The 18,175-nt window shown below is 32.6% G+C and carries 12 protein-coding genes; 1 reads left to right on the plus strand and 11 read right to left on the minus strand.

Features of this window, described 5'->3' with window-relative positions; genetic code table 11:
• Window positions 1-7 precede the first annotated feature (7 nt).
• From J7E44_RS07445 to J7E44_RS07460, 4 genes are all read right to left on the minus strand, one after another.
• The gene (locus tag J7E44_RS07445) at window positions 8-1,420 is read right to left on the minus strand and encodes a peroxiredoxin family protein (protein WP_214827304.1); all 1,413 of its coding nucleotides are present in this window, start codon (window positions 1,418-1,420) and stop codon (window positions 8-10) included.
• A gap of 208 nt (window positions 1,421-1,628) precedes the next feature.
• Window positions 1,629-2,285 carry an FISUMP domain-containing protein gene (locus J7E44_RS07450; protein ID WP_214827306.1) on the minus strand — a complete coding sequence of 219 codons (657 nt, stop codon included), beginning with the start codon at window positions 2,283-2,285 and terminating at the stop codon, window positions 1,629-1,631.
• 1,257 nt (window positions 2,286-3,542) lie between these two features.
• Window positions 3,543-4,760, minus strand: a complete 1,218-nt coding sequence (locus J7E44_RS07455) for an FISUMP domain-containing protein (protein ID WP_502757493.1) — start codon at window positions 4,758-4,760, stop codon at window positions 3,543-3,545.
• A gap of 1,654 nt (window positions 4,761-6,414) precedes the next feature.
• Window positions 6,415-6,783: a lipocalin-like domain-containing protein gene (locus tag J7E44_RS07460; protein ID WP_214827318.1), complete on the minus strand. Its 369-nt coding sequence runs from the start codon at window positions 6,781-6,783 to the stop codon at window positions 6,415-6,417.
• Window positions 6,784-7,319: 536 nt separating this feature from the next.
• On the opposite strand from J7E44_RS07460, the gene J7E44_RS07465 reads away from it, so the two are divergent.
• Entirely contained in the window at window positions 7,320-9,476 is a 2,157-nt protein-coding gene (locus J7E44_RS07465) for a hypothetical protein (protein ID WP_214827320.1), read from the plus strand.
• Window positions 9,477-10,879: 1,403 nt separating this feature from the next.
• Here the strand turns inward: J7E44_RS07465 and J7E44_RS07470 are convergent.
• From J7E44_RS07470 to J7E44_RS07500, 7 genes are all read right to left on the minus strand, one after another.
• Complete coding sequence (locus J7E44_RS07470) at window positions 10,880-11,365, minus strand: hypothetical protein (protein ID WP_214827321.1); 486 nt, start codon at window positions 11,363-11,365, stop codon at window positions 10,880-10,882.
• 540 nt (window positions 11,366-11,905) lie between these two features.
• Window positions 11,906-13,012, minus strand: a complete 1,107-nt coding sequence (locus J7E44_RS07475; protein ID WP_214827323.1) for an alpha/beta hydrolase — start codon at window positions 13,010-13,012, stop codon at window positions 11,906-11,908.
• Window positions 13,013-13,540: 528 nt separating this feature from the next.
• Window positions 13,541-13,777: a hypothetical protein gene (locus tag J7E44_RS07480; protein ID WP_214827325.1), complete on the minus strand. Its 237-nt coding sequence runs from the start codon at window positions 13,775-13,777 to the stop codon at window positions 13,541-13,543.
• Window positions 13,778-14,345: 568 nt separating this feature from the next.
• The gene (locus tag J7E44_RS07485) at window positions 14,346-14,660 is read right to left on the minus strand and encodes a helix-turn-helix domain-containing protein (RefSeq protein ID WP_214827326.1); all 315 of its coding nucleotides are present in this window, start codon (window positions 14,658-14,660) and stop codon (window positions 14,346-14,348) included.
• Between the two features lie 190 nt (window positions 14,661-14,850).
• Complete coding sequence (locus tag J7E44_RS07490; protein WP_214827327.1) at window positions 14,851-15,978, minus strand: site-specific integrase; 1,128 nt, start codon at window positions 15,976-15,978, stop codon at window positions 14,851-14,853.
• A gap of 1 nt (window position 15,979) precedes the next feature.
• Window positions 15,980-16,555 (minus strand): helix-turn-helix domain-containing protein, encoded by a 576-nt coding sequence (locus J7E44_RS07495; RefSeq protein WP_251040524.1) that lies wholly within the window; start codon window positions 16,553-16,555, stop codon window positions 15,980-15,982.
• A gap of 981 nt (window positions 16,556-17,536) precedes the next feature.
• Window positions 17,537-17,971 carry a helix-turn-helix domain-containing protein gene (locus J7E44_RS07500; RefSeq protein WP_214827331.1) on the minus strand — a complete coding sequence of 145 codons (435 nt, stop codon included), beginning with the start codon at window positions 17,969-17,971 and terminating at the stop codon, window positions 17,537-17,539.
• Between the last annotated feature and the right edge of the window lie 204 nt (window positions 17,972-18,175).

Raw genomic sequence — 18,175 nt, forward strand, 5'->3', positions numbered from 1 at the left:
AGTATGTTTATTTTTCAGGTACATAGGGTCTGGGAGGCTTACGGATCTTTCTCCAGAGTTCTTTCGAAGGACCTAAAAGGTCATTCAGGATTGGAGACGTAGCACTTCCGCGGGTTAAAATATTTCCTTTCTCATCAATAGTAAATAAAGTAGGAGTGGCCTGTACTCCATAATTCATAAAATTAGATACTTTCATTCCTTGCAGATCACAAGATATTATACCTTTCCATTGCAGTTTCGTGGACGTTTCTTCGAATATCTTTTTGTCTGTATCAGCAGATACTGCTATTAACCTAATATTATTTTTAATCAACTCATCCTGTTTAGCAATAATATCTTTCATTATCATATCACAATGTCCGCATCCTGATTGATAGAATACCAGGAGAGTTTTTTGATTTCCATCACTGAGGTCCACTTTCCCGGATGATGCTGGTGAATTCTTATTTGGGGTTATGATCAGATCTGGTGCTTTACTTCCAATAATTGCTTTTTGATATACAGAGAGAACACCATCATAGGAAGTTATTTTTCCTGAGCTGCGGATAATGGGAGCCAGCTGCGTCATAACATCATCACGGCCAGCTTTGGTCAGGTAATAGGTAACACGTTCTGCAAAAGAAGTATAAAGCATCTTATCTGAAATTCTTGCCCCAATATTTTTAAAATCTTTAGCAAAACTAATCCCACCATCGGCCTTATCCTCAAGTTCCGTAAACATACCGATCACTCCATCCCAATTCCCGGAAGTATAAAGAGCATCCCAGCGGATATCTTCTGTTATTGTCCTTATGAGTTCTTTTTTGTTTTCGTCTTCTGTATCCTTAAGGGCAGAGCCCATGCCATTTGTGATATTTACTAATGGGATATAGCTGGAAGGATAATCTTGCTTTTTTTGTAATTGCTTCTGAAACTGAGCATACTGATCTTTCTGCTTGTTAAGTTCACCCTGATAGAGCGCAAAATTTTTATCCTCTTTTGTGTATGAATTTGTTACCATTTTCATCGCCATATATTTGTCAATAATAGATTTCTGATCTCTGTAGAGTGAGTCTAAAAGGTCATTCTCATTATTATTCTTGTAGATAATATTCTTATTATCCGGAACAGCTGATATACATTCTATGGAAAAGTCATGACCGGGAATAATCATATCTAGCCCACCACCTTCCTGTGTACCTGTAATGAGCCATCGGGACATTCCTTTATAAGGGGAAATTTCTTTTGGAATTTCTAATACAAATTTTCCATCTGAGGGTATGGTTCCTTTCTGAACCTTAGTATCGTGCCCTTGAAAAAGGATAAAGTCATAGGTTTTTCCAGCAAACTTAGGAAAATACATACTCACCGATTGGCTATGGCTTCTGATTACCACTGATAAAAACAGGAATATCAAAAAGATTTGTTTTGTATAAATCATAAATAATCTTTAAATATTGGAATTAATTCTTAAAGTATCAGCGCTACTATTTTCTATTCACTGAACTCTTACAACCACCAGTAATTTTCAAAACTGATTTAAAAGTGCGGCAAAAGCTTTTTGCCGCACAGAGCCTACATCACTTTAAGTAATATGTATAGCAGTTATTTTATTTAATGTCTCATTTACGTAAAATTAATTACTAAATTTATTGATTAATACAGCGCACTGGGAATCCGTACGTGCGGACGCTATAGTCTGCCGGAAGGACGCTAATATTACCGAATTCGAGGTTGTAAGCCCGTGTAGAGTTCTCCGTACTGCTCCAACAGTAGCCGTTGTTGGCGCGACTGACCAACGCTCCCGTAGAGTAGAGGCGGCTCCCTGCGGCAGGGATGGTTAAAGTGCTCCCATTACTATTAACAAATTTTCTGGCAGCATTAAAATTGGTAGAACTATCATTCCATGTACCTATAATAGTTGATGTACTTGCCGTATTAAAGCCTGCCCATTCATTCTGGGTCGGAACCCTAAAACCAGAAGGACAAGGATCATTAGCCGTCTTTACAGGCACTGCTACAGTACCACTGTTCCAGGCTCCATCTGCAGCAGAAGCAGTGCTCCATCCTGAAATAGCATTGGCATTGGTATAGGCCGTAGCCACGGGATTCAGTTTTCCCCATTGGTAATAATTTCCCATAATTGCTTGATTAGGAACGTTAGGATCCTGTGACGTATCAGCGCCCAGATTATGCGTCATCATTTGACGGGTTTGTCCATTAATAACTACAGGAACCACATCAGGAAATGAACCACCGGGTTGCACAGTACGGGTAAATCCACAAGTCTCGCCTTTACTATACAAATGTAAATATCAATTTTTTCTTACTTGCTTAAACCAAAGTCATTTTATCGCTAATTAACTGTAGTTTTTTAACTAATCAGAGTTGCTTGTGTTTTTTTACTTCAATATTAAAAATTAGCTCAGAAACGATCTATCTTCCATTCTTTCTCATACTATAAACCTGTGATAATCAAAGTGATACCTCTAAAATAAATGTATATATAAACTTTTATGAACTACAATATTTCATAGATAACTTAATGAAATTGTGATGCACCTTTTACGGATCATCATGCTACCAAATTTAGAAATTTACCTTACGAATGTCTCTGCTGCACATAACTTTTAATATCCCATATCGTTGTTACAATTTTCATAAAACAAAAAAGTAATTACATTTTAAAGTGATTATTATTTTTGAAACAATGACTTTTATACTGTATTATATCTAAAATTATACTTAATGTTTCTGGTGTCATGACATATATATTTTATTTTACTATCACCCGTAAAATAAAATATAATTTAAAAAGTGCGGAAAAACACCATTGTCGCATAAAGGACGGAAATAACCAAACTAAGGACAACAAATTATTTTTTAAATCTATCCATTTTCCATTATTAAGAATAAAAAAAGAATTATTATTACATATACTCAAATCAAAAATCCTTTGTTGTTCTTATTAACATGTGCAACTTATTGAAATTAAAAACAAGAAAACCCCATTTTCTATACTGTCTTCATAATAGTTATTTTTCAATTATTATCAGTTGTAAAGACGTTTAATTCATTCTTATTGTTACCGTTTACCAATTGACAAATCAGTACACATAATCAGCCATCGGGACATCCCCTTATAAGGAGAAAGTTCTTTTGGAACTTCCAATACAACCTTCCATCGGAAGGAATACTTCCTTTTTGAACCTCGGTATCGTGTCCTTAAAAAAGGATAAAGTCATAGGTTTTTCCAGCGAACTTTGGAAAATACATATTCACTGATTGTCCATAACTTCTTACTGCCACTGCTAAAAACAGGAATATCAAGATTATTTGTATTTTATTACTCATAATAGTCTTTAAATATTGGAGTTAATTTAAAATCACATGACTACAGAAATATTATTTTTTTTCTTACGACCTCTTATAACCTTTCCTAATCACTACAAACTGATTTAAAAGTGCGGCAAAAAGATTTTGCCGCACAGATCTTCACTTTAAATGGTATATAACTGTTATTCTATTCAATGTAATCTTTAAGTCAATTAATTACTAAAAATTTATTGATTAATACAACGCACTGAAAAACCATATTTGCGGATCATAGAGGTCGCAGTATTAATGCTACCAAAAAGAATGTACATGCTGTAAGCATCTGCATCTTTCTCCGTGTTGCTCCAATAGTAACTGTTATAGGCACGATAGTTTAATCCTCCGAAATCCTTCTCACGGAATCCTGCGGTAGGGAATGTTAAGGTACTTCCATTATTCACAAATACCTTTGCAGCACCAAAATTGCTACTACCGCCTGAAATATTTACAGCCCACGTTCCTATATTGCTCGAAGTACTTGAAGCATTAAACGCAGTCCATTCATTTCTGGTAGGGACTCTAAAACCAGCAGGACAGGGATCATTAGCCGTTTTTACCGGAACCGCTTCCGTACCACTGTTCCAAGCTTTATCTGCAGCTGCACTTGTATTCCATCCAGAAATATTACCACTGGAGACATAAGCAGTAGCTGCAGGGGTAGATCTCCCCCATTGATAATAGTTCCCCATGATCGCCTGGACAGGAACATTAGGATCTAGCGAGGTATCGGCACCCAGGTTATAAGTTCTCATTTGACGGGTCTGACCATTAATAACTACAGGAAGTATGTCTGGAAAAGAACTACTCGCAGCCACTGTACGAGTAAATCCGCAAGTCTCTCCTGCTAAAGTAATAGTGAAGACCGCAGTACCAGCAGCCGAAGGAGTACCAGTAATCGCAAAGTCCAGATTACCGTTACCGTTGTTTAGCGTACCGGAGGAAAGCGTAGCAGTAAGTCCAGTTACCCCACTAGAAGGGACACTAATGCCGGAATAAACACCACCATTACCTCCAGTATAGGGGATTATGGTATTAATCCCTGCAGCAGCCTCTCCAGATTCAAGTACCCCGATATTGCTAGCACCAGAACAACTCAGCTGGGTAACACCAGCTGTAACGGTACCACCTGAGCTTATCTTTACCCAACGGTTAGTACCAGAATCAAAGTAATAAAACCCTCGGCTGTCCATTCCCTCCACCTGACCGGTACGGTTAGCAGGATCTGGCGGAGCAGTCACAAAGGCCAGTGTAGCATCCTGATCTGCACCATATACCCCAGCAGTCTCTGCTGTGTGTAGAGCATTTCCAGTTACACGCGGAATAATAAGTCCTTCCGAAGTACTTCCGTCTATTGTTTTACTTTGTATATCCATAGTGGATTTGGGAGTAACATTATTGATACCCACCTGTCCATAGGACAAAGCCCTATGAAAACTATTGGTAATAAGTACATTTTTCTCATCGTAATAAATATTTTAAATTATTTGTTATTTTATTAATGTGATCATTATGATGCATGAGAGAATTATTACAAGAAAAGACACATAAAATATAGTATTCTTTATAATGTAATGTAATTTTTTACATCCCTACTTTCCCTTCAGTTTTATTAATATTACCTTATTCTGTACAATAATTTTGATAATGAAATTTTGTAATACAAATGTAAAATTCTACTATTAAAAATACAATTGGCGACAAGTCGTATTATCGCTAATGCGCTGTAGTTTTTTTCACTAAACAAATTTGATTCTATCAATCTATGTCACCTATGAGATATAACATTTTGATATATCGAAAATCTGATAGAGTCCTTTGACGGGTCGCCGTGCCGCTACTGAAATAAAAATTAGCTTTGTATAGATTTCAGTTGCAGACACAGCTATTAACGTCCCGTATCGTTGTTATGATTTTCACAAAGGAAAAGTAATATATTTTAAAAGTGTGATCTTTGTTTTTACAATTATTTCCTCTATACTATACTAAAACACTTATGAATGTTTCTGGTGTCATTATAATTACAAAATTTGCGAACTATTCTCTCACCATCACTATGGAATACAATTCTTAAAAGTGCGGCAAAACACCATTGCCGCACAAGGTTCAAATAACCAAAAACTAAGGATGAAAAATTAGTCTTATTTTTAAATCTGTACTATTCATTAATGGTTTAAACAAACAACACATAATATTTAAAATATTCAAATTAAAAAAGCAATTCTTATGTTTATTAACGAGTGCGTTGTGTTGCAATTAATAAGAAAAACCAACAATATATACTGTCTCCAAATAGTTTATTTATCAATTAATCTTAATTGCAAACACGTTTCATGCACTCGTATTTCTGTTATTTTTCTAAAGGAACTAACAATAATTATAATAATATCCTTTATTAGCTATCAATACTCTTATCTACAATTCTTATCTTTTTACTTATCATAATAATACTTAAATTTGTGTTAAAGTGCGACAAATATCTTTGCCGCACAAGGTTCAAAGAACCTAAAACACAAAGTATAATGAAAAATTATAATTAGATGTTTTCTATTTCAATGTTGTCGTAAAAAATATCTTTGTTTAATAGGATGTAACCACTGATCCATAAATTATTGATTCAATTCTTTATATCATAGGCACTTTCACTTCACATTTGTTCTAACTTTCTAACAGTAAATGCGCCCTTTTATTAAGTAAGAATAAAAATCCAGCAAAGACATTATAGCAATGCCGGATAATTAAACTTAATATAACAATATAATTAGATCTTCTGGATAATTGCTTAAATCTGATATGAATAATCGCAATAATAATATATTTATTTCTATCCAGACCTTAATACAACAAATTTAAAAAGTTAAGTAACAATATCCCTCATATCCGCAGTCATATTACCACTAATAAATTGTAGTTTTTTAACTAATCCGCCATTGTAGTAAAGACAAGAAAGAAAAATGATTAAAGAAATAATAGATTACTCAACATCCCAAACTACATTCTTATAGAAAAAGCCAAGAAATAATCCTTGGCTAACTAATCACATGAAAATTATTTAAATGAAAACTATTTATCTTTAGTATAGGTTTCATCATTTTCCCCATTACTTCTGCCTTGAGAAACTATTAAGTTTGTATCATCAAGCTTTTTAATAAGAAGCGTATCGACACTATTTGAGAGTACTTTCACACCTTCAGTATGATACCATAACAATAAGGTATCACCAGACTTTTCCCATTTATCATACAATAAGGTATGAATATTCAAAGAACTTGCCGACCCGTCTTTATGTAGCTCAAAGCCCTGTTTCTCAGCTTCCATACCAGGAATAGGTTGTAGCCATTTTCCGACAAGCTTATCTTTACTAAAAGAAGAACTTGAACCTTTTGACGAATTCGTTTCTTCTTGCGACTTTGACGGCGAATTACACGCCATTAATGACCCGAGAATAATGATTAAAATAGATTTTTTTTTCATAACATGTAAAATTTGAGTTTTCATTATCATTTTTGGTATTAGTTTATTATTTAATATCAATTACTGTTGTCAACACACACTGTATCAATGCTTATGTTTTTAACTATTACAAATTTAAAGTATATATTCCCTTATCAACACAAACTTATTGTAGTTTTATAACTATTTATATATAAAACAATAACTACATATATATTTAAAATTATTTACACCTGCTTGAAAACTGCCACCAAATTTCTGTGTTTTTATTTTATTCACAAATCTAAAAAATCACTAAATCCATACCTCAAGTTATTGTTTAAGCCATTCTTTAATGTAAACAACAAACTACATTAGAATAAAAATAATACTACATATCAGTATTCCAAAATACATTCATTTTGTTTATACTTTTATAGTAGTTTATTAATCTTTGTCTGAGAAGAAAAAAGATTGAAAAAATCAGTCATCTCGTATTCTTTTATAATAAAAACAACCATGAAATATTCAAAAAAATGAAAAAAACAGTCTTATGTTGGCTTATCTTAATTTGCTCAACATGTTATTCACAGAGTAGAATTACTACATCAAATTCTAGTAAAACACAATCGATTGATAAAGCTAAAGACAAATCTGGAATAACCATTCGTAAGGTTACTCAAAAAACAGATGATGTCATTTTTAAAACAGGAAATTTTGGAATAGGAACAATTATTCCTGTAGGCAAGTTTGAAGTTGTATCTGATAATATTGGAAATGATTATGGAAATAAATACTTTTTTAGAGGCTTTGGAACTTCTAAAGAACCTTCAATCATCCTGACTTCTGCCAATGGTACAGCAACAGACCCATTGAATCTTGCTAATAATGACTTTATAGGTTCCATTTATTTTAGTCCGATGGTAGCAGGAGCTGTAAATATTCCCGGTGGTTCATCAATAAATTCTTATTATCGCGGAGACGGCACCACGTTATTTAGTGATTTAATCTTCAGAACTTCAAATGGGGAACAAATGCGTATTGATCCTAATGGAAACATTGGTATAGGAACATCTACACCAAACAGTATATTAGACTTGGGTCCAAGTCACGGTACTAGCCCCACTGATGTCCTTGGAAAAAAATTAACCGTTTATAATAATGAATCTGGAACTAGTTTTTATGGATTAGGCAGTAGTACGGGAATACTTCAGTTTCATGCGGCTTCAACTCCAGCAAAAGCACCTGAAATGGTACTAAGTTCTATAGGATATGTAGGTATTGGTACTACTGCCCCAAGCACCATATTAGACTTAGGATCAACTATCGGAAGTAACCCTACTCATTTACTTGGAAAAAAACTGGCAGTATATAATGATGCATCTGGAAATGATTTTTATGGACTGGGAACCAGCAAAGACATTTTACAGTTTCATGCGGCCTCCACTCCTGCAGAAGCTCCTGGAATGGTATTAAGTGCTGCCGGAAAAGTGGGAATTGGAACAACTACACCAAGTAGTATATTAGATTTAGGAACCACCATTGGAAATGATCCGAATGATGTATCAGGAAAGAAATTTGCTGTTTACAATGACGCAACGGGAACTAATTTTTACGGACTAGGAAGTAGTAACGGTATTCTTCAGTTTCACGCAGGCTCTACTTCAACTAAGGCACCGGGTATGGTACTAAATACTGCAGGAAATTTAGGTATTGGTACTAATACTCCAAACACGGTATTAGACTTAGGATCAACTATTGGAAGTAATCCTACTCATTTACTTGGAAAAAAACTGGCAGTATATAATGATGCATCTGGAAATGATTTTTATGGATTGGGAACTAGCAAAGACATTTTACAGTTTCATGCTGCTTCTACTCCTACAGAAGCCCCAGGAATGGTGTTAAATTCTTCCGGAAAAGTTGGTATTGGAACAACTACACCAACTAATGTATTAGACCTTGGTCCTAACGTTGGAATTGATCCCAATGATGCACTTGGGAAAAAATTGGCAGTTTATAATAACGTAGCGGGAACTAATTTTTACGGATTAGGAAGTAGTAATGGTATCCTTCAGTTTCATGCAGGCTCTACTCCAACTAAGGCACCCGGTATGGTACTAAATTCAGCCGGAAATGTAGGTATAGGTACCTTAACACCCTTAAAAAAACTGGATATTGAAGGATCTGTAAGAATTAGTCAGACTCAAACAGACAATACTCCTAAAAATTTAGTGAGTGGTACTAGCAAACCTCTTTATGTTAACAATACAGATGGTACAGTGCGATATGCTCCAGATGGTTATACCAGAGTTTCTGGTGGATTTCGACCAGGAGGGAATACTCTCATTGCCACTTTTCCTAACTCAAATACTCTTGCAAGAGTTCGATTTGTTAACTATGTGAGCAAAAGCGATAATAATAACAATGGTACTAAAGCAGCATATAGTTACGGTGATTTCACCATAATAGGCACTGACTTTAGTAATCCTATAACTTTTATTGATGTTGTTGTGAAGGGTTATGATGGAAAGCCAAGAGCATTTACAAGTACAAATACAAGTATAAGCTGGACAAATGCTAATCTTGGGACAACGACAATACTTCTTGATCAAACAACTGGGGAATTACGAGTAACAAACACAAACACTCTTGTTTATAGTTATTTCTTTGAAATACTAGGTGGTATTTGATTCGCTAATGTTGCCACTCTATTTAATTACAAGCATTCCATTAATAAATCGCTAAACCGTGATATAGAATTTTATACCACGGTTTATTATTTACTTTTATTATTATAATCAGTTAAATAAAAAAATAGAATGATTAATAATTACAATGTGATTTCTTTAATCCCGTTATAGAAATAGTTCGCACGTAATTTAAGAAAAGTTATTATTTCTTTTGAGAAACGATAAAGCTAACCAGAGTTCTTCTACTATTTCATCAAGACGATTCTAATCAGTCGTTATGAATCCATGAACACCGTTTTCAACCACTATAAAGTAATTTTGAATATTGAGTTTATCAAGATTTTTATGAAGATTTTTTGATTGTTTAAGAGGAACAATTTTATCACGGCTCCCCTGTTAAATTAAGGTTGGAACAGCATTGTCTATATAATTGAGAGGTGATATTGTTTTGAAATATAATACAATTTTTTTTTATCTTTATTGATATTAGATCCTGAAAACCCATTAATAAGTTTTTCTCTCAAATTAACCATTTGTTTTGAAAATACACCCATTACCCCTATTGGAAATTTCCCAATTCCTGTTAGTAAAAGTTTGTTGATATCTGTTGGGCCATACTGGTCAAAGAACACATGATTTGTTTATAAAATAGGAAATTTTAGAATAAGAACTACTATTTCTCTATGCAAATTTGAAGTTGTTTCTGACAATATTGGAAATGATTATGGAAGTAAGTACTTTTAGGCGAATCGGAAATTCTAAAGAACAATCAATCATTCTGACTTCTATCAATAATACAGCAAAGATCCATTGATCTCCCTAATAATAACTTTATTAAGATTCTTCAATTATGTGATAAGCTTCCCAATTGTTTAATAACCGCTTATCTAATTAGTTATTTTCTATGAAGATTTTTTCAAAAACCGGTCCTCCCACTCTGATCTTATTAATTCAGGTGAAAATCATAATCATTGTGTTGTTTAATGTTCTTTATAGTACAACATATAAGTTTGAATGAGCTTCCAAAAATAAGACCCTGCCCGGCAATTGTTGTTATGATCTGCCCTTGAAAATATTGAGCGTCGCTTGGGCAAAAAAGTCCATAATTGTGCATAGGATTAATGCGCCCATGAATACCTTATTTATATAAGCATTCACACTTTTCAGAATGATTCAATAAATGAGAATGCAGCACGCACATTTGCTGCATTACGTAAGAAATTCTTAGTCTCACTTAAATATTTACAGGTTGCGAAAGCTTACTAGAAGCATATACTGAAACTTCATAAAAAAAATGAAATAATCACAGTAAAATGTATTCTGTGAAGTTGAAAATATGCTAAAAATCTTCTGCTGATGATTATATTGATCAACTATAAATATAAATAGGTCAATTACATTTTTTATCTATTATCAACATACCAAGATGCTCCATCGCAAATCAGATCTATAAATTTGAATCTATTGTTATTGTTTCCAGAAATTGTAAGAGTAGAACCACTGTAAACCCAGTTTAAAGGCACAGTCGTTCCACTATTAGCGGCAGCAACACCATTTACAACAAAATTACTACCTGTCCCCCCATATAAATAAAATCGTATCAATCTACCTCTGAATACTGCTGCTGGAGGAGGAAGGGTTACTGTATGTACTCTATCTACAAAATAAAAATCTAGTAACTGCGTAGGAGAATATCCAGACATATTTGTTGTACCATTTTGTGAAAGAGAAGCTACTCTTAATATATTACTTGTCCTAGAAAAAATATTTCCATCAACGTCTGCTACAAGAAAGGTGTCATTAGTAGAAGTAGAAGCCGGAATTGTTCGTATTCTTGCATCCCCATTGACATCAAGGTTTTTTGTTGGCGTTTGAGTGTTAATACCCACATTTCCAGTTTGACACAATACTATGTTAGAAGCTACTATTGCAAAAGAAATTAAAAATGTTTTCATGGTTTTATGTATTTAATTAATATTATAAATGTAAATAGTTAAACTTAACCAAAAAATAAAACACCCGTAGTTTTATATAGATTAGATTGTAGTAATAAAACTAAATTCAACTCGATATTATATCTCGTATGTAAAAGCAAATTTTCACTCATATGCATTTCACTTGAGATATTAATTTAAGGAAAATGAGGCATTTAATTATTATAATAGTATTATTAATCAAATAACTGTGAGAGGTTTTAATCTTCACAATATTGACCAATTTATATTTCAAAATACTATTTCCAGAACAAAAACTTATTTTCCGAAATAAAGTTGGTTTCTTAACCATGATATAGAATTCTATACCACACCCTTCGTTATTATTTTATCATTATAATCAGTTAAATAAAAAAAATAGAATGATTAATAATTACAATGTGATTTCTTTAATCCCGTTGTGGAAATAGTTCGCACGTAATTTAAGAAAAGTTATTATTTCTTTTGAGAAACGATAAAGTTAACCAGTTCTTCTACTATTTCATCAAGACGATTCTGATCTGTAGTTTTGAATCCATGAACTCCGTTTTCAACTATTGTAAAATAATTTTGAATCTTAAGTTTATTGAGTTTTCTATGAAGTTTCTTGGATTGTTTAAAAGGAACAATTTTATCACTGTTTCCCTGTTGAATTAAGGTAGGAACAGCATTATCTATATAATTGATAGGAGATATTGTTTTAAAATATGATACAATTTTTCTTTTATCTTTATTGATATTAAATCCTGAAATCCCATTAATAAGCTTTTCTCTTAAATTAACTGTTTGTTTTGAAAATACATCCATTATCCCTATTGGAAATTCCCCAATTCGTGTCAGTAATAATTTATTGATATCTGTTGGGCCAAATTGATCAACTACATAATTAACTTTTGCCGAATATCGTGCAAGCTCAAGGCTCCCTACAAAATCATTGTCATTGGTATAAGCTGACAAAAGTGCAAGGTGTGCTCCTGCTGAGGTTCCAAAAAGGCCAATATTATTAATATCAAAATGATATTTAACGGCATTTTTTCTTACCCAGCGAATTACATCCTTACAGTCTTCGATCGGTTTTGGAAAATGTACCGTTTCACTCACAAGTCTATAATCAATGCTGATAACAGCATATTTTTTCTCAACAAGCTTCAAAATTGCATTTTCAATGTAAGAATTTGCTTGTATCGCTTTATCTCCTTCAACCCAGCCTCCACCGTGAATGTAAACAACTACCGGTAATTTCTCACTTAAACTATTATGGGGCCTGTAAAGATCCAACGCAATAGATTTCCCATTAATCTCAGTTTTATATATGATGTTCTCTAATGCTAATGTCTTTTTTGGTAAAAGAATACTTTTAGAAACTTTTGTCTGCTCTATGTTTTGTGCAAAGGATAAACTGAATAAAAATAAACACAGAACGAAAAAAAGGTTTTTAAAAACAATTATTTCCCGGTACTCTTGTACTTGCTGGTGACTTTTTTGTTCAATTTTGTCTATTTCAATTCCTGCTTTTTTTTCAGACAAAATTTGATCACTTATTTTAAGTAGATAATTTCTCATGGTTTTCGGAAGTTTTATAAAATGGTAAATGATATATGAGGAAATCATATTTGACAATGACGATATTTCTGTACAATATAATATTGTACTGATGACGAATTACAATACCAACTATTAATACCTTACTATTCTTCTTTTCTACACTATTTCTTGTGACATAAAATAATCTATTATACTGTGCAGAAGCATGCATTGATATCACAAATCTAAATAGACATTTCACAATACACCACCAATCTAACGGTCATAATATCACTAACTTATAGTAGTTTTTAAACTACTTTCTATTTAAAATAAACAACAAATGATCGAAAATAAGCTAAATTTGTTATAGATAAGATAAGATAAATTAAAGAGGCTGACCATCAAGGCCAGCCCCAGGTTGATCACATCATCAACACCACTTAATGTTCAAATCACATTATTATTCACTTTAAAATCTATATCTTAAAAATAATTATTTTCAATTCTTATGCACTGCTGTGCTTCATATTATGGATTTTAGATATCAGAACAGCTTCAAGATAGCTAGATAAAATACATTTTCGTATGCATCACTTTTCCATATGTCTTTTTTACTCTAATTTTAAAAACAACATCATTTTTAAAAAAAATATACAAGATTGTCTTTTTTCCTAACCAATTTGTGTTGATATGCCATCTCCACATATTTGATAAGTAGTAATTTGAATAATCATTCATTTCTACTATCATTTGTTCTCTAGTTTTACCAACATAGTTTTCGTATTCATTTGCTTTTTTCATATTTGGTTTATACTTATTTAACGTAATTTTATTTATTATGTCATTTCATTAATCCATTCTCCCGACATCATTTATTCAAAAATACAACGTATTGAAAATCCGTAAAGACAAATGAGAAAACACTTTACAGAAGCTATATCTTTAAAAAGGAAGAAAATAGACACCAGTAATAAGTCCCATTCTCAATACCACTCAATAGCTCCATTTATTAGCACGGTCCCCTAGCCATCCTATGAAATAAAAACGTTTTCAGCCAGCAGGAAAGGTTAAAGTATCTCCATTATTATAGAATACATATTGTCTCAAAACGATCTTTAGTATTTGCAAATTTAAATTATAGCATTAATACAGAAAATAAAACACATGTAGTTTTATATGGCAACACCTGTGTAATTATTACTACAATTTTTAAAGATTAGTAAATCTACTATACAGAAGTAAAATCTTCATTGTCTATATATCGAATACAAACAATGTTTGACTAAACGTTATTTAATTTATCATTTAACTGATTTTAGGAAAGAAACTTTTAAGAGATTAAGACAGCGAAAATAATTGTCCTGTGATATTATTGACCCTTCAATAATTGATCATAGTCCGTCCTAGTTTTCCGACGACCATCCATTATCCAGTCAAGTAATTCCTTTTTTGAAAAATATAGTTGTTTTCCTTTTTTACAAACGGGAATTTCCCGTCTACTCACTTTACTGTATATGGTAGAAACTGTTAAATTAATTAATTGTGATGCCTCTCGGATATTCAAAAAATCTTTGCTATCCTTTAATTGATGTTCACTTTCCAAAAAAAAAATTCTAAGAGACTCTAGCTGATCTTCTATCCTTTCCAGTACAAAAGGAATTTGTTCAAAGGTGTACTTATTCATATCTTTTTTATAATAGTAAGTAGTTCTTTGACAGACCCTAAAAAAATGGCCAGTGATGGTATAAATAGGCACTTCATGGAACTTTAAGCAATCTATATAAAATCTTCCTGATTCGATCTATAAAACGGCAAAGCACGACAACGACAGAGTTTTATAAGTTATTTTTAAAGCTAAATCGGTTTCAAATCACTCAAATTATTAATCGAGTAGTTCGTAAGAGAATTCTACCAGAAGCATCTTTCTTAAGATTATCTACGATCTTAGCATAGATCTCTGTTGTTTTTACACTTTTATGACCAAGCATTTTCGAAACGGTGTAAATTGATGTTCCTGAAGCAATTTGTAAGGTAGCAAAAGTATGTCGAAAGCAATGAAAGGTAAAATGCCTTTTAATACTGGCATTTAATAACCAATCAGAAAGAAGATTATCAACGTCCGTATACTTAAGACCTTCAAACACTAAATCCTCTTCATTCCCAAATTCTCCTAATAACTCTATAGCCTGATCTGAAGCAGGATAATATTCTACTGTTTCTGTTTTTTTCTGATCATAAAATATATAATAATCTCCTTTCTTACCACGTATTTCATTCCATCTTAGTTTTTTGACATCACAAAATCTAAAACCCGTTAGCGCTGAAAATAAGCCGGCACGCTTTACTAAAAGTGATTTACATGGGCTATCTGCCAAATTTTGCAGTTCATCCATAGATAAAAATTCTCTACGGGTATCTTTCGGTGTTATACCATCAACTATGTGACCCAGATCCTTAGTAAGATATCCTAATTTATAAGCTCTTTTCAACGTTGCTTTAAATTTAGCAAAATAACTTACCGCTGTATTATGTTTGATTTTTCTTTTAGCTCGACCCACTGCAGGAGAGGATAAAAGATACTCAGAAAATTTTTCACAAAATCGTTCATTTAAAGATGAAAAAGGAAATATTACCCCAGCAAACTCTTTAAAATATACTAAAGACATTCGCCAATTATGATAGTTCGTGCCATCTTTTTTTTTAACCATTTCATCATAAAAATCCACAAAATTACTTTCATAGATTGAGTCAGATAAAAATTCATATTTTCTGTTTTGAATATCCAACTGTCTTTTTGCCCTAATATGCTCCGCTAATGCCAAGGTTTCTCTATTGTGTTCTTTTTCAAGTTCATTCTTAGCCTTAGAATAAATATAAATTTTCAAATAAAATCTTCTTTTCAACTTACCAGTATCAATAGCTATAATAGGTGGGTAAATATCTAGATACAACGTCTGTCTACCTTTACTGATCGTTTTTTTCCTCAATGTAACTTTACCCATCTTAATATTTTAATATATTAAAACTTTCTAATAATCTATCCACTTCTTTTTTTGAAACATATACAAATTTCCCTTTACTGATTTTATGTATATTATTTTTTTTCAATAAGTTATATAGTGTTGTAATAGAAATTCTGTAAATAGAACTGATATCACCCATATTATAATAATCTTCTAATTTAAATTTCTTTGTTTTTGTAAGATCGTTATTTTTTGGAGGAACCATAAAAACAGGATCTCTGAAAATATTTTCTATTTCTTTCCTATGTATTCTGATCTTTCTTTCTGAAAGATTTACAGCATATAACCTACCTGTATCAATCATTGAATAGACTGTTCTTGGTGAACTCTCCAATAATTCCGCAGCTTCTTTGACAGTCAAATAATTTTTTTTGTCAACATCAACTTTAGGTTCACCTTTTACTTTTTGAACCATTAAATTGTTGAATTGAATTTGGTCACTCTTTAATTTTTGCTTGTAAGCCAACCTATTACAAGGATGACTACAATATTTTGTAACGGTAGTTTTTGCAACAAACTCCTCTCCACAGTGTTGACAAATTCTTTTAATAATCATATTAGAACTCATTGATCTTATATTTAAAGTTAATTACAAATCACATTTTCTTGAATCTGGCGACTATAAGTGTCGTTAGATGTCATTTGATGTCGTTAAGTGTAATTAAGTGTAAATAGGTGTCGTTAAGCGCAATAAATTCCCCTTGAATTTTGGACAGGCCAATTTATCTTATTTGAGGAACAAATAGGGAACAAAAATAAACATAAAAAAGAATATTAAATCCAAACATGTCAAAACACACCACATAATAAACACTTAATTATTAAGGTTTTATACATGATTTCTTTGTTTTAGTTTGCGTATTTATTTACCGATACAGTATCTATAGAAGTCTTTATTGATGGTAGTTTACGTAGCGCAAGGTGTACAAAAGTGGTACAAGATTAAGGTGCTGTAACATCTTTTTCAAAAAGATCCCCTCTCAATTTTCGTCTTCGTAAAGCAGCATGAATAAAGGATTTTTAATTTTTTATTAAATTTAACATTGATAATTTCTAAACTTTTGTACGACGTAAGTACACCTTATTAGACATATCTTAATACTAATCAATTAAATACAAGATGTTAGCGGATTTTAATTATGTGTAAATATAAAAATATCAACATAATATTTCGCTATGTGATTTTTGTGCTTCATTGATAACACACTGATAAGCCTTAAAAAATTTTATACTAACTATAACTAAATTGCGATTACAATGTATTCGCAATTGGAAAATGTAGTAAAATTGGCGAATAATTCAATCTGCATTTTGGAAAAATCGCCACCGTACTCCGGTTCTAATTCCTCCAACTCCACACAAACCCCTGTAAATTATTGATTTACAGGGGTTTTTAATTTCGGGTACTAATTTAGGCGCCATTTTGGCTAACGATTAAAATGCTCATTACTTTATCAAATAAACATCATTTTTTAGAAATACTTATTTCTTAAAAAATAGAGGCTGTCCAAGAGGGTAGCCTCCTATTATAAAAAAATCAATCCCTCATCACCTTCCTCACCAGCTCCTCAATCACCCTACTCTTCTCCCGCTCCGTTTCCAACAATCGCTCATACAGCTTTCTGTTCTCCTCATAGGATTCCAACAGTTTGTCCAGTGGATTGAACGTAGGCTGATAATTCAATGAACTGGCGATCAACGTTGAATTATCGTTACTGGTATTGTTATAAGTATTAGCGATGATATTAAAGAGAGCATCCTCCGAAAAGTTCTTCAATGCTTCCAATGGAATTTCCAGAGCTTTGGCGATGGACTCCAGTTTGTGGTCTTCGAGTTCTTCGGCATTTTCCAGCAGGGATACTTTCTGCTGGCTGACACCTAGAAGGTCGGCCAGAGTTTCCTGTTTCATGCCGCGCATTTCCCTGATTCTTGCAATATTTCTCCCGATATGTTTCTGTACTGTAGCTGCCATGTGTTAATGATTTAAAACAAAGATATAAAATTATAAGATATTCTGCCAGTCCGGTTTTTCACATTTTCCGTTTTGTAATATACACCTGTCAGTGGTTCGCTACCCAGATTTCTATAGTCAACTTGCTGAAAAATTTCACCACCACATCACCAGAAACTGACGGATATGATGAACTCTTTTGCCGTAGGTACATTGTAATGCGTG

The organism is Chryseobacterium sp. ISL-6, assembly GCF_018613715.1.
In the GTDB taxonomy this organism is placed as follows: Bacteria; Bacteroidota; Bacteroidia; order Flavobacteriales; family Weeksellaceae; genus Chryseobacterium; species Chryseobacterium paludis.